Annotated in this window: 1 protein-coding gene; it reads left to right on the top strand. The window is 70.8% G+C overall.

Annotated features, from left to right (window positions below):
* Nucleotides 1–40: 40 nt before the first annotated feature.
* Nucleotides 41–16516 (top strand): hypothetical protein, encoded by a 16476-nt coding sequence (locus tag U9R90_RS26830; RefSeq protein WP_411059248.1) that lies wholly within the window; start codon nt 41–43, stop codon nt 16514–16516.
* Nucleotides 16517–16519 lie beyond the last annotated feature (3 nt).

Genomic DNA, 16519 nt, shown 5'->3' with positions numbered 1-16519 from the left:
CGCGCGACGCTAACCACCTGCGGTGCGCATGGTCCACGCCATGCTGAATCGCACCGCTTGCTCGGTCGGCCTGAGTCGCGCGCTTGAGACCAAGTCCGTACGACGGCCGTGGAACCCTGCCCTTCACCCTCGGGACTCGAAGGGCAGGTTCATCGAGACCGGCGGTGTCGCCAGGCTGTGGTCGGGGAAACTCGCCCGCGTCCTTCGTGCCCTCCCACGCGACCGCGTCCTCGTACAGGACCGCGCGGCCAATGGCACGTACACCGGGCGACGCCACAGCACCAGCGCCCGCTGGATCACGATGGTGGCCCGGCCTGATGGCAGTTCCCCCACGAACAGCCAGCAAAAGGTCGAAGCCGAAGACGCCCGCCGCGAGCAGGATGGGCGGCGCGGCCTGGGCCTGTCCCGCGACGACCACGGCGATCCGGACACCCCTGATGAACCGCACACCGCCGACGACGAGGGCAACGACATCGGCGACGACGCTGGTGACCGTCCCGAGGGCGACGACCAGGACGAGCCCGAGGACGGGCGCCACGATGTCGATGTAGAGGCCCTGCCCAACCGCAAGGCCAAGGACGGTGCCCGCTTCAAGGACACCGCGTCCGTACGACGGCACTTCCTTGACCGTGCCCAGCAGCCTGGCGCGAACGCCCCGGCACTGCGGCGACTGGCCGGTGACGAGGACTTGCAGATCACCCCGTCCGGTGGTCTCGTCACCACCCGCGATGACGCCAACGGTCGCTGGTACCTCACCTCTACCGGCACCGGCGGCTACCTCGACGTCGGCGACTTCACCACCCGCCAGGAGGCCGAGGGCGCGGCCGAGTACATCAACGAGCACGTCCGCAACGGCCACATCATGCCGGACGAGTTCAACGAACCGATCGACTTCTCCGACCCCAGGATCGGCGACTGGTTCCCGACCTGGCGCTCCACCAAGGGCGAAGGCGCCGAACAGGCCATCCGCCGCGCGGTGCGAGACTTTCACTCCTCCCGCTCCGGCGGCGACACTCCGCAGGCCCCCGAGCCGAAGCGGCGACGTCCCCAGGCACGTGGACGCTTCACCACACTCCAGCAGGTTCGCGACAGCTGGACCCGGCGCGCCGAAGCCCTCCGCGCCTCCGGAAGTGAACAGGACCGCAGCACCGCCCGCGAACTCGACGACCTGGTCAAGGAGCAGCGCCTCAAGCTCGTCGGCGACGGCCAGTTCGTCGCCCGCCGACTCGACGGCGACTGGTACCTGTACGCCACCAGCACCGGCCAGCGGATGCCGTGGTGGTTCGACCGGCAGAGCGATGCCAAGGGCTTCGCCGAGCACATCGTCGGCACGCTCAAGGACAAGGACGGCAACCCGCTCGACTTCTCCGACCCCAAGTTCGCCGAGCACCGCAGGAAGTGGCGCTCCGCTGAGGGACGCGACTACCACCAGGAATGGACAGCCGCCCGCGCCCTGTGGGACCAGGAACACCCGCCCAAGCACAGCATCGCCACCGACCGGCTGGCCGAGACGCTGCGCCGCCGCCCCTTCGACGACGAAGGCGAACAGGCCCCGAAATCAGACGAGCCCGCCGAGCCGGCCTCTGCCCCGGACACCGTCACGCCGGAGGCGCCGGTCAAGGAGCCCAAGGCACAGGACACCCCAGACGAGCAGACAGCACCGACGCCGGAGAAGAGTGATCAGCCGGACGGGACTTCCGAGCCGACGGCCGAAGGCCGCCCAGAGGGCGTGCCGGGAGACGCTGAGCCTGTCGAGGGCGTAGACGGCTACTGGACGACCTGGTCCTCCGGGCACGTCACTGTGTACGGGCCGGACGGCAAGCGCGTCGGCCGCGTGGTCGGCAGCTACGGTGACCGGCACGCCACGGTCGAGGGCATCCATATCCCCATCGGTGACCAGCTCTCCCGCGCTGACGAGATCATGGCCCGCCACCACCTGGCCACCACCGACCCGGCCAAGGCCGACCGCGTCCACGCCGCATGGACCACCCACAAGGGCAAGCGTGTCCTCGCCATCCGCGGAACGGTCAAGGGCAACTCAGACGATGAGCGTGCCCTGGGCGCCGCACGCGGCATGAAGTGGTCGCCCGTCCAGCAGGCCCACATCACCGGGACCAACTGGAAGCCCAGCACACGGGACCAGAAGGCCGCTGACGTCCTCGCCGCGTTCGTCCGCCAGGGCCGCAACGTGCGCATCACTGACGAGGACACCAACCACCGCAGCGATGCGCCCGAACAACTCGACGAGGACACCAAGAAGCTCCGCGCCATGCTCGACGCGGACCTGCGCGGACACCGCGAGAACCTCAAGATCCACGCCCAAGTCGCCACGACCCCGGCCCGCAAGCAGCGGGCGCGCGCCGCCCTGCAGAAGGTCGAAGCCGAACTCGACCGGCGCCGCATCGCCCAGAACGACGAGACCAGCCGCGACGAACCTGAGACGCAGTCGAGCCCGCAGGACCGCGCGGCCGCCCTGAGCGACGCCGATCTCGCCGAGGCCATCAGCCGCTCGGAGAGCGACCGCGGCACCTACGGCTCCCGGCGCGGTGACTATCTCAACGACGACGAGCGGGCTCTGTACGCCGACCGTCGCCGCCGCACCACCGAGCTAGTCGCCCACGCCGGGGAGCCACAGGGCCTCGGCGACGACGAACTCAGGGCACACATCAACGATTTGAAGGCTCGGGAGCGCGTACACAATCCGTCGGGCTCGATCCATGGAGAGGACGATCTCGCCCCGGAGCGGGATCTGTGGAACGACCTGACCGGCCGCCTGGCCGACGCGGAGACCGAGCAGCAAGGGCGCAAGCTCCGCGACATCCAGCAACGCCCGCCAGTCCAGGAGCTGGACGATGACGCGCTGGGGAAGGAGTTCCACGACCTTCCGGTCCGCCTGCGGCGCCTGGGCCCGGAGCAGAACGAGATCCTGTCCTCCCGTCGGCAGGCCGTGCACGAGGAGCGGCAGAACCGCAAGGCCGACGTCTACCGCAACGGGCCCGACCCAGCCGAGCTGAGCGACGCGGATCTGGGCAAGGCGTTCCGGGACCTCTACAAGAACCGGAACCTGACCAGCGGCCGGGAGCGGGAGGCCCTGGAGGAGCGGCTGAAGGCCCTCTTCGACGAGCAGAACCGCCGCGGCACAGAAGGCCGCGAGCAGAAGGTCAACCGGGCAGACACCCGCGAGGACCCGCTGAACGGCTCGTACGGAGCCTCCGTCGAAGTCGACGGCAACCACTACGGCCAAGTCAGCTACCAGGCGCACGACTCCCCGTACGCGGGCGGCCACAAGGCCGGGTGGAACGCGCAACGCCAGCGCCACGGCGGCGTCCTGGGCGCGTTCGGGAGCATGCCCGAGGCCCTGGCCGCAATCGTCGACAGCTACGACACCGACCCTGACACCGAGCCGGTGCGCCTGTACGGCTCCGTACGCCGCGTGTGGGTGCCGAAGATGTTCTTCGAGCTGTACCAGTCCTCCCGCCGCGCCGACGCCTTCCCGTCGGCAAGCAAGGAGCGCCAGACCCTCTACGGCCTGTTCAAGGGCCACGGCTACGGCTGGTCGGACAACACCAACCCGATTACCGGGAAGATCGGCAAGGGCGCCAACCTGGACGTGCCCGAGGGCCTGCTCGCCGAGTTCCACCGCGTCACCGAGGAACTGTCCCGCGAGATGATGCTGCGGGCCTCGGACCGCGAACTGGACTCCTCGGACCGGTCCAAGGCCCGCACTCGGCTGGCGGCCATCAACGCCGCGCTGCACGCCATTGACGCGCAGCGCACGGACGTACGAAAGAATGGCGGGGACGACGACCGCAAGGTCATCTCCCGCCAGGAGATCGAGGCGCAGCAGGCAGCCCTGCGCGCGGCTCTCGGAACAGACGAAGGGGCTGATGGTGAGCATCTACAGCCAGGTGGCCAGGGATCACTGGACCCGGCACCGGCCGCGGGAGCTGGCGGAGATGACCGATCCGGAGACGTTCTTCCTGAACAAGGGCAGGGAGATCGAGACGGCGATTCTGGTGGCCGAGGAAGCGCTGGAGCAGACAGTTCCGGCGGCGACGGAGTACGCGGAGCGGGCGGGCCAGATCAAGCAGATCCGGGCGAGCGCGACGGATCAGGTGCTGCGGGATCTGCTGCCGGAGCCGGAGCCGGAGACCGAACAGACGCCGACGCTCAGTCCGGAGATGCGGGATCTGCAGGCGATGAGGGACGCGGTGTACGACATGTAGTACCGCGCTTTCGGCCGGACCCGGCCGACGCTGCGACCAAGGGCCCGGTCCAGCGAGCCGCCGCGAACGTTGAGGCGATCCGGGTCCTGAAGCGGCTGGAGCGGGAGAACCGCCCGGCCACTGACAAGGAGAAGCGCACCCTCGCCCGCTGGTCCGGGTGGGGCTCGGTTCCGGTCCTGTTCGCGGCCGAGCCGAACGAGAAGGAGCCGCGCTACCAGCAGGGCGGCGCCCGCTACGGCAAGTTCGATCAGGACTTCGCCCGTTGGGCGGAGTACCGCGACCTGCGCACGATGCTCCAGCAGGAGCTGACGCCGCTGGAGTGGCGGCAGGCGTCCCGTGGCACGCTGTCCATGCACTACACGCCGCAGCCCATGGCCGAGGCGATGTGGGATGGCCTGAAGGCGCTGGGCTTCGAGCGTGGCGAGGTCCTTGAGGCCGGGTCCGGCGCAGGCACGTTCTTCGGTGTCTCCCCGGAAGGCGCCCGCCTCACCGGCATCGAACTCGACCCCACCACCGCGCGGATCGCGCAGGCGCTCTACCCGGACGCCAACGTCCTCAACGAGAACTTCGCGGAGACCGACGCCCACCCCGGCACGTTCGACGCGAGCATCGGCAATGTTCCGTTCGCGTCCGTGCCCTTCGGCGACAAGCGGTACCCGGCCGAGTCGCTGCACAACGGGTTCATCACCAAGGAGCTGGCGCTGACCCGGCCGGGCGGCATCACGCTGCTCATCACCTCACGGCACACCCTGGACTCCGAGGGCGACAAGGCCCGAAAGCAGATCGCCAAGTACGGCGACCTCATCGGCGCCGTTCGCCTGCCGAGTGGTGTCTTCAACGACGCCGGCACCAGCGTCGTCACCGATGTCCTCGTGCTGCGGCGCCGCGCCGACGGCGAGGAACCGGCCGACACGTCATGGCTCAACGCCCCTGAGCGGAAGATCGGCGATGTTCGCGAGCACGTCAACGCGTACTTCACCGACCACCCCGAGCACATCCTCGGTGACCTGGCCACCGAGTCGTCCCCGTACGGGCCGCGCCTGACCGTCAAGGGCGACGCGGCCAGGGCTTCCGGCCAGCTCCGTGATGCCCTGAAAAGCATCGCCGCCAAGGCCGTGGCCGACGGCAACGGCTACCAGCCGCACCCCGACGGCGACGACCGGCCGCCGGTACTCCTGCAGACCGCCCGTGACAAGCACGCCAACGACTGGACCGGCCGCCTCTACGAGGGCGACGACGGCCAGCTCTACCAGCACGTCAACGGCGGCAGCCCGGTCGCGGTCGAACCGTCCGACGGCCGCACCGGCCAGCTCCGCGCTCTGATGCAGCTCCGCGACGCCGCCGCGGAACTGCGCGAGCTGGACCGCAAGAACGACGAGGACGACCGCGCCGAGAAGCTGCGTGCCCAGCTCCGCGACCTGCACACGGCGTACGTCGAGAAGTACGGGCCCCTGTCCAAGCCGGGCCAGGTGCGCAGCATGAAGATCGGCACCCGGCCGGACGGGACGGGGGAGCGCACCCCGACCGCGTGGGGCTATTTCCGCTCTGACCCGGACGCCGGGTCGGTGCTCGCACTGGAGCGGTGGGACCCGGACAAGCAAGAGCCGATCCTGTCCCGCGTCTTCACCGAGCGCGCCGCCGCCCGCCGTCAGCCGCTCGCCCGCACCGACGACCCGAAGGCGGCCCTGGCCGCGGTCGTCGCCGCGACTGGTGAGGTCGACCTCGGCGAAGTGTCCCGACTGCTGGATATGGCCCCGCAGGACGCGGTGCGCGCCCTCGGCAACGAGGTCTTCACCGACCCGTCCACCGGCCGCCTGGAGCTGGCGGGCGCCTACCTGTCCGGCCCCGTCCGCGACAAGCTCGACGCCGCGCGCCGCGCAGCCGAGAAGGACCCGGCGTTCGCCGTCAACGTGGCCGCGCTCGAAGCGGTCCAGCCGACCGACCGCACCATCGGCGAATTCACCCCGGAGATGGGCGCCCACTGGACGCCGCCCGAGCTGCTTCAGGGGTTCCTGCGCGACTACCTGGGCGACCGCACGCTGCGCGTCGCTCACGACGACCGCTACGGCTGGATTCTCAACACGGGCAAAGTCCCGCAGGCCAACAACGTCATGTACGGCGTCGCGGCCAACGAGGACAAGGGCACCAAGGGCAAGCCGGCCGTCGATATCGCCCGCGCGATCCTCGGTCACGGCTCGCTGACGGTCTACCGGGACGACAAGCGCCGGGACGTCGATGAGGAAACGTCCCGCCTGGTCCGGCAGAAGGCCGACCAGATGCGGTCGGAGTTCGCGAAGTACGCGACAGCCAGCGCCGACCGGCTCACGCGCCTGACCGACTCCTACAACAAGATCATGAACGGGCACGTCGTCCGTTCGTACGACGGCATGAGCCCGTCGCTGGAGGGCTTCACCCCGGACCGTACGCCGCACGCGTGGCAGTTGTCCGGCGGCGCCCGCATGCAGTTCGAGCGGTCTGTGGTCCTGGCCCATGAGGTGGGTCTGGGCAAGACCTCCACGCTCGTCATGGGCACGCAGGCGCTGCGGGCCTCCGGGCAGATCGAGAAGCCGTTCGCCGTCGTCCCTGATCACCTCGCGCAGCAGTGGCACGACGAGGCGCGGTTCCTCTACCCCAACGCCGAGATCCACCTGATCACGTCGGCGGACCTCGCCGATGGCCGCCGCGACAGCACGCTGGAGTGGCTGCGCGCGAACAAGCCGGACCTGGTCATCTTCACCGAACCCGCCTTCGGGTCGATCAAGATGAGCCCGGAGGCGCAGGAGGAGTACGAGTTCCGCGAGCTGGAGGCCCTGCGCGAACAGCTCGACCGGCAGTACGAGGACGCGGACAACCCCGGCCACCCGTTCATCGTCGCCAAGATCGAGCAGCGCATTGCGACGGTCCAAAACAAGATCAGCAAGAACGCGGCGGCGATGCGCACGCCCGGCCAGACGTACTGGGACGACCTTGGATTCGACTACGCCGTGGTCGACGAGGCCCACCGGTACAAGGGCGTGGGCTTCCGCTCCCGTGAGGGCGGCGGCGACCCCGCGTCCATCCGCGGGATCGACCTGCACCAGAAGCTGACCGACCTGCACCGCCGCCGCGCTGGCCGCGCCACAGTCACCTTGGCCACCGGAACGCCGCTGTCGAACTCGATCACCGAGCAGTACACGATGCTCGCCCTGGCCGCCCCGTGGGTCCTGGACGCATACAAGGCGGGGGCCCCGGACCTGTGGGCAGCAACGTTCGGCCGCAAGACCCTCCGCGTGGAGAACGCCCCGGACGGTTCCGGTCTGCGGATCGTGGAGCGGTTCGCCGAGTTCCACAACCGCCGCGCGATGAAAACGATGTGGGGCCTGGTCGCCGACACCAAACGCGCAGACGACGTCGGCATTCCCCGCCCGAAGATCACTGGCGGCGGGCCCAACCTGGTCATGGTCGACCCGACCAAGGACCAGACGGCCCGGCTGAAGAAGCTCGTCGCCCGCGGCCGCGCGATCCACAACGGAGACGTCGACCGGTCGCAGGACAACATGCTCGCCGTCTCGGGCGAGGGCACGAGCGTCGCCCTGGACCCGCGGCTCGTCGACCCGAAGGCGCAGGCGGGCAACAAGCTGCGCGCCGTCGCAACCAAGCACGCCGAGCGCTACCACCGCCACAAGGACCGCGTCTACAAGACGCACTACGGCAGCACCGAGGACCACGAGACCCCCGGCGCCCTTCAGATGATCTTCCTGAACGAGGGTGTGCCGGGCGGCAACAACCGGGGCGGCTTCGACGCCTACGCCGAACTCAAGCGGCTCATGGTCGCGGGCGGCATCCCGGCCGAGAAGATCGCGTTCGTCCAGGACCACAAGAAGTCGGGCAAGCCCGAGGAACTGGCCGAACTGTTCCGCCGTGCCCGCGACGGCGAGATAGCCGTCCTCATCGGCTCCAGCACCGTCGCCGGCACCGGCATGAACGTGCAGAACCGCATGGTGTCGCTGACCCACGTCGACCTCGACTGGGGCGCCGCGCAGATGGAGCAGCGCAACGGCCGCGGCCTGCGCTACGGCAACCAGAACGCCGAGCTTGAGATCGACATCTTCGCCACCAAGGCCAGCCTCGACGGCTGGAAGGCCGGGTTCGTCGCCGCCAAGGCCGAGGGCCTGGTGGACATCCAGCGCCCGGACATGGCCGACAGCGACACCCGCGACACCGTCACCGAACTCGACGTCGACTACCCCGACTACGAGACGATGGAAGCCGAGATTGGCGGCAACCCCTTCATGAGCCAGCTCATGAAGGCCCGCCGCACGCTGCGCGACCTGGAGATCGACCAGCACAACGAGGCTGCCGAACGCGTCCGCCGCAACGAGACTCTGGCCGATCTTCAGCAGGAACTCGCCGACACCCGCGACGGCATCACCCGCCGCGAACAAGCCCTGCCCCGCATCCGCGACGTGCGCGACTCCTTCGCCATGAACCTCGGCGGACTGCCGTACACCGAGCGTTCCGACGCCGCGGCGGCCTTGCACCGGCAGGTCACCACCCAGCTCCTGGAGCACGACCGCGATGGCATGGGCCCGTGGAAGGTCCTGGGCCAGTTCGGCGGCCTCGACGTCGGCGTGCGCACTGAGCGTCGCGCGGACGGCAAGCTCGTCGCGTACGTCGGCTTCCCCGACCTCGCCCGCTCCGACTTCGAGCGAGGCCCGGAGGACCTGAAGAAGAAGGGTGCCGGGTCGGGCATGATCACCCGGCTCGCCAACGCTCTGGACAAGGCGCCTGCGCTCCAGCAGGCGGACCGGGCCCGGATGCCCGAACTCGACGAACAGATAGCCCTCCTGCAGTCGGCTCAGGCCGCCGCGGACCTGACCCCGCAGATCGAGCACGCGCGGGCCCGCACGAACCTGCTGGACGATGTGGTCGGCAGGATCGCCGACCTCGACAAGCTGCCTAAGATCGACGAAGAGGAACTTGAGCAGCAGCTTGCCAAGGCGCGGCTCGATAAGCGGCAGCGCGAGTCACGCCGCCGGGAGATCGTCGAGGAGCGCCGCCAGGCCCGCATCCCGCTCCAGGTCAGTGTTGACTCTGCGGTGGGCAGGCTCAACGACTTCGACCGCGAGAACCCCGTGCCCGAGCGCGCCGAAGAGTCGGATGAGCCGGAGCAGGACCGGGTGCGGCTCTCGGCCCAGGAGGTCTCCCAGACCCTCGGCAGCCTCCGGCCCGAGAGTGAGCCCTCCGGTGCCGACAACGCCGATGTACCGGACAGGTCGGTGGACGCAGGCGACGGTGACGACGGCGGCCGCGATGTGCCCCCGGTGCCCGCTGCCTCAGGCGATGAGTCCCCCGCGGAAGACGGCGCCGAGCGGTCGGCACCGGCTCAGGGAGGCGGCCTCATCGCGGGCCGCTTCAAGTTCGGCGAGCCCGTCACCGATCCCGACGAGCAGGGCTGGTACGTCAACAGCGAGAACTCCGACGGTTCGGTCAACGTGAGCAATGGCCCCAGCCGGGCCACCTTCCAGCCGGACGAACTGACCAGCGCGCGCGGGGGCGCCGACGCTCCGGACGAGCCCGAGGCGGACACCGCAGACTCGGACGACACGGTCGCCCTCGACCAGGGCGAGGTCACCCAGCAACTCGACGCCATCCGCCCCGAGGGCACCAAGGCGCCGTCGGCGATGACCGATCAGGAGATCGCTGACGAGATCGTGGCCTTGGTGGAGCGGGAGATGGCCGATGGCGAACTGACCGGCGCCGACCGCACCCGCATGGCCGTACTGGAGGCGGAGAAGGACCGTCGCGCCAGGCGTGGGCCGAAGACCGAGCCGAAGAAGCCGGAGCCCACGGCACCGGAGGGCGGCCTGTTCGACGTCGACGAGCGGGAGACGCAGGCCCCCGCGGTCGCCGATCCGGACAACCCGCTCGACCGGCCCGACGATCAGTTCGGGACGCCCGACATGTTCGCCGACAACGAGGGCCGCGACACCAGCAGCCTGCGTCCGGTCCAGATGCGCAACCCCGCCGACCTGAAGGAAGGCGACCGGTACACCGACACGGACGGCCGTACGCACACGGTCTCCGAACCTCCGAAGGTCACAGGACGGGGCCGCGTCCGGATTGTCACGGGCGATGGTCAGGAGCGGTTCTACAGCCGCGACGCCGAGCTCCGCCTGCGGCACCCGGATGAGGAGATCCCGGACAACGACCGCGACGAGCAGCCGACGCCCGACCTCCGCGACGGCGACGCTCCCGAAGGCGACACGGGAGACGACCATGACGCCAACGACACCCCGGCGCCCCAGGGCGAGGACACCGCACGCGACGAGACGCCGGAGCCTGACCAGCAGGACAACGAGCGGCGGCCGGACGAGGAGCGGCGTGATGACGAGCGGGACCGTCGTGACCGGGGCACGGGCGCGGACGGTGCCTCGCCCAGCGGGGAGCCAGAAGGTGCTGGCGGCGGGCCGCAACTCTCGGATGCCCCGGACCGTGACCGTGGCGAGGGCAGCGCGGATGCGAACAAGCCCGATGCCCAGGCTGGCGGCGACGACCGTGATCGGCGTCGTCGTCGCGGAGAGCGCAGCACGGGCGGAGAAGGCCCCGGCGCGCTGGGCGGCCCCAGCCTGCCCCGGCTCGGCCTGCCGAACCTACCGCGTATCCCGGCCGGTACCGGCGGCGGAGACGGTTCTGGCCGCGACGGTGGGATGGCCGACCGTGAGCCGCCCCGCACCGTGGCCGACCTGCGCGAGGCATGGCGGCGCGGCGACCGGCTGACTGCAGAGGAGAACACCCCGGAGCGGCGCGCGTTCCTCGCGCAGCTCACGGACAACCCGACGCTGACCCTGTCTTCCGGTGGCGGGCTGGTCACCTGGACCGACGACCCCGCCGACACCCCCGGCGGGGTACGGCGGTGGCAGTTCGCGCAGGCCCGCAACGGCGGCCGCTTCGGGAAGATCGTCCTCACCGCTCACGACTCTGATGATGCCCGTGACCTCGCCGACCTCTTCGAGATGACCCCCGACGCGGACGGCCAGGCCATCGACTGGCACCAGCCCCTCACCCCGGACGCCATCGCCCAGTGGCGCGACCGCGAGGGCCGCACGCTGCCCGAGGCCCTGCGTGCCACGCGCGACCTGTTCCAGGACGACCACGACGGCACCAACGACTCCCCGGAGGCAGCCCCGCCGGTCGCCACACTCCCTGACGACCTGACCAGCATGACCGACGACGACCTCGCGGCCGCGTGGGGACAGGGCCTCTCCGAGGACGACCAGATGCGGGTCGCGGAGGAGATGGACCGGCGCGACGAGGCCGATCAGCGCCTTCGCGACGCGATCCCGGCCACGCCCGCAGCCGACGCCGAAGAAGTCCGGCGCCGCGGTGAGGCGATGGACGCCGCGCTCACCTTCGGCACCACGGACGTCACCCGGCGCCCGCAGACTCGCGAGGAGCGACTGCAGCGCGAGTTCCAGGATCTCGACGAGGCCCGGTACTCCGCCGCCATCGACGCCACTAACGGCTACTTCTTCAGCAAGAACAGCAGGCGACTGCCGCCTGTCAGCGAGCGTGACCTGTTCTCTGGCGGCAACCTGTCCCGGTTCGGCCGGTGGCGGGACTACGCCAGTGAAGAACTCATCGAGTGGTTCGACAACAACGGCGGCCGCTTGACGTACAACCAGTTCAAGCAGAAGCGCCGGGCCGACGAGAAGATCGAGCGCGACCAGTACGAGGAAGAGCAGCGCCTCACCGCGGCCGCCATCGACGCCACCGCCAACGGGCCCACGGCCAGTGGCATCGATCTGCCGTCGTTCACCCTGACCCCGGAGAGCGAAGGGGACGGGGCTATCCGCTTCGGCGGCGCCGACCAAGTGCGCGCCTTCGCCGCTCGCGCCGAACTCCGCCCGGCCTCCGGCAACGGCACCTTCGACGTGTGGATGGACGGCCGCCGGATCGGCACCGTGCGCAGCGTTAACCGGCGCTCGGATGACCGCGAGCCGACGTGGGACGCGACCCCGCTGCTCACCATCAGCCACGACCACAACAGCCGCTCCAGCAGCCGGGACCTGGCCGTCGCCAACCTGGTCGTCCGCGCCCTGCAGAACCCCGTCGACGCCACCAGCCCGGACCAGGACACCTGGGACGCGGTGACGATCCACCTCGCGGGCCGCCACCCCGAGCTGCCGGAACTCCCCGCCAGTCTCAGTAAGGACCGGGCGGTCAAGGAGCGGTACGACCAACTCGTGCAGCTCGTTGAGTCCTTCCGCACGCAGCAGACCACGAACGGGGACCTGAAGCAGGACTTGGAGCACGCCCGCGACGAGTTCCAGTGGCTGCGCGGCACCCTGGCCGCTGCCCAGGGCAAGCGGCAGGACCGCGACACGCTCAAGAACCTCGAGAACCGGTCCTTCTGGGCGTCCTACCTGCGCGACGGATTCGCCCCGGACGACGAGGACCGCACCGCCCCGCGGGCAAGCGTCGACGAGCCGGACGGACAGGCCCCGGATGCACCCGCCGCTAACGCCGTCCCGGATGCGCCCGCCGTAGACGACGTGCCCGAACCCGCCCGGAGTGACGCCGCCGCCCTGCGTACGGATTCGGCCGACCGGCCGAGCCCGTCAGACATCGCGCCGGATGTCCCGGAGGCGCCGCGCGGCGACAGCGTTGCGGACCCCGGTATTGCCCCCGAGGCGAATCGCGGCAACGACTCGTCAGCCGCGCGCACCAGCACCGATGACACCACTCCGGACACCGGCCAGGCCCGCAAGCCCCGCCCCAAGCCGGAGCCGACACAGAACACGGACAGCACCGACGAGGAGACGGCGGAGCCCGAGCCCCGCCCGGAGCCGGAACCCGTCGGCGGGCAGCCAGCACACTGGGCCAGCGTCGACCAGCTCCAGCCCGGCGACATGGCGCGTATCGACGGCACAACCCGTCGCGGCCGCGCGGTGACCCGCGCCGGATACGTCCTCAGCACCCCGGAGCGCGTCACCGTGACCCGTCGGGGCCGCACCGAGGACATGTGGCGTACGGCGATCGGCGAGAGCCTTGACGGCAGGACCGGCAGCCGTGGCACCGTCTACACCCCGCTCAATGCCAGCGCCGCCCGCGCTGAAACCCCGGACACCGCCGCCCCCGGAGCCCCAGCCAGCGGCGCCCAGGGCGACGTCGTCAGCGGCGGCCTGCCCGATGCCATTGCCACCGACACCCGCGGCCGCGGTCTCTTCCCCGGCAGCCGCGTCACCGGCACCGGCGACCGCGAAGGCACGGTGACCGCAGTCACCGACACCACCGTCTCCGTACGCTGGCGCGACGGGGACACTGACACCGGCATCACGCCCACCTCCCTCACCGTGGACGACACCAGTGACCGGCGCCCGGCAGGCTGGACCTCCACGGGGCAGCGGGTCCGTCCCGGCCACGTCGTTTCCGACGAGCACGGCGCTCTCCTCGGTCCTGTCGACGAGGTCAACGGCGACCGCATCACGGTTACCACCGCCGACGGCACCATCACCCGTGACGCAGTGGGCCTCCGAGTCGCTGGTGAGGTCCGCGACGACACTGCACAGACCGCGCCCATCACCGGCATCACCGATCAGAGCGCCGACGAGATCACCAAGGGCGACATCATCGTGCTCGACCTCGACGGCACACCGACCACCGTTGAGATCCTGGACACGAGCCGCGACGGCGACCGCGTCACCATCGACTATGTCGACACATCGACTGGCGAGTTGGGCACCATGGACATGGACGCCACAGCCGTCGTCCAGAAGGCCGAAGGGCCGAACGGCGCTGCCCCGGACCTCGGCCCTGACGACGCGCCCACCCCCGACGACGAGATAACGGTGCACGAACCGCTGCCCGCCATCGACCCCGTCACCGGCTCCACGGTCGACCCGGACCTCACCCCGGCCGACCGCAACGCCATCGCCGACCAGGGCGACAGCCCCGAAGACGACCCGGACGCACAGCAGGCCGCCGCCCGCCTCGGAGCCGACCTTCCCGTCACACTGGAGCAGGCTGCCGCCCTTGCCACCCAACTCCGGGCGAACGCGGACCCGGCCACCACCGAAGGACGGGCCGCGCTCCGCGCTGCCGACCACCTCGACCACGCTGCCAGCCGAACCGCACCGGAAGGACTCGACCGGCCCCGCCCCTCCAATGCCGCGCAGATCGGCGAAGGCGACATCATCGCCATGCCGGACGTGCGCCGCAGCGACGAGGTCCATGTCTTCCGCGTCATTGACGTAGAGGAAGGCCCCGGCGGCGTACGCAGTCTGCTCCTAGAGGACGAGAACCGGCAGTGGAAGCGCCGCATCGTCCACGCAGCCATGCCTGTGTGGCAGCTCCCCGAACCGGCCCCGGACACCAACGACAGCGCCCCGAACCCGGCTCCCACCCCGGCGCCGCGCGCCCCGAACCCGTCTGCTGCGACCGTGCGGGACCGGATAGTCGGGGACCACAGCCGCACGGTGGCCACGCGCATCATCGACGAGGCCGTTGCCGGAACCGAGCCACCCGACGGCATCCACGCGCTACGCGAGCAGATCGCGCGGCGCCTGACTCCCGAGGCGCTGAGCGACGCACGGCAGGCCGCCCGCCAAGAGGCGAGCGCTGCCCTGGACGCTGCGGGCATCACCGGCCGCGACCGCGCCGCCGTCCAGCAGCGCCTGCGCCGGGCCCGCGAGAAGGCGCACGAGCGGACCGTCCGGGCCGCACTCCGCACCCTCAACGACCTCGAACCTCTCCCCGGCGAGAGCAACGAAGACCTGGCACAGCGCGCCGCCGACCTGCTACGGCTCGTCCCGGACCAGGTCGAGACCCCAGCACGGCGCCGCGCCACCGGGACACCGGACAGCGACACGACGACCGCCGTCACCACGCACGCGGACGACGCGGTACGCGCCCTCCTGCGACAGCTCGAAGAGAACGGTGCCGACCCGACAGACACGGATGCCCTCGCCCGGCTCCTGACCGGGCAGCTCGACCGCACCCGGCAGGCCACAGCCCAGCGGATCGTCCGACGGGCGGCGGCCACGGCTCCAACCACCGCCCGTCAGTCCGGACTCCTCGCCCAAGTGATCGCCGTGCTCGGGCACCTGGGCCGCCGATTCGTCGAACTGGTGAAGGCCGCCGCCCGGAAGATCGCCGAGTTGTGGCGCAACAGCCGCGACCGGCTGTCCCGTCTGAACGCGTTCCTGCGCCGTCTGGTGGGCCGCGTACGGAACTGGCCGGAGTCCCGTCACCTGGCGCGACTGCACGCCGCGCTCGATCTCCCGGACGTTGAGGGTGAGTCGCTGGCCGCGCGCCTCTCTCAGTGGGCGGGCCTGCTTCCCGAGCCAGGCCGCTTCGGACAGACGTCCCGACGCGGTTCCTGGTGGAAGTCGACGACGTGGGCGCGGCTCGTCGCGGGCAGGCTCCCCGGCCGCTCGGGGGAGACCCGGTGGGTGCCGGATCGCGCTGCCGACGGCGGCCCCGGCCTGGCCGCTCTGCGGCACATGGCCGCGCTCCGGGCGGCCGGCGCCGACGTCGACGTGGAGGTGACCCGCCGTCTGGCCGATGTACTCGGCGACGAATTCGGCGGCGATCCGCACGGCATCCTCCAGCACGCGGACGACTACGTGGCCGCGACGGAGCGGCGCCTGCTCAACCTCCAGGCCGCGCGCACCAGCAGCACCATCCAGGACCCGGACGTCGAGGTGGAGATCGCCGCCGCCCGCATGGAGGCCGCGGCCGCCCGCCGCGAGTGGGAGGACCTGCGCGCCCGCTACGCTGCCGCGGTGCCCGACGCCGTGGCAGCAGCCCTATCCGGCATCCGCGACTTCGGCCCCCAGGGCAACGCAGGAATCGTGTTCGGCCCGGACACCACCCCGGACGCCGAGCGTGCCGTGCGTGGCGTGCAGCGACTCATCCCCAGGGACTGGCTCGCGACGCCCGACGGGCGCAGGCTCACGGCCGTGGACGGCGACGCAGGCCGCTACGAGCCAGACGCGCGCCGCGCCACGATCGCCGACCTCGGAGACGAAGGACTGGGCACAGCCGCGTACACCCTGGCGCAGCACCTCACCAGGCACCAGCCGGACCTCGATGCCGCGCAGCGAGCATTCTGGTTCACCCGGACACACACCGGGCGGCCTGGCGCCCGCAGGTCCGATCACAGCGCCCTGGGCCGTCTCCTGCACCAGCAGACACAGCCGGACACGGGTGACAGCCTCGCCCGGTCCCTGCAGGCGATGTTCACCGGCGACTGGTACGAGGACGACGACTTGAGAGCGTTCCTCCTCGGCCTGCTCGCGACACGATGAAGG

This window comes from Streptomyces sp. E11-3, assembly GCF_046540415.1.
GTDB lineage: Bacteria > Actinomycetota > Actinomycetes > Streptomycetales > Streptomycetaceae > Streptomyces.
The sequence above is the reverse complement of the archived record's forward strand: the minus strand, read 5'-3'. Positions and strand labels throughout refer to the sequence as shown.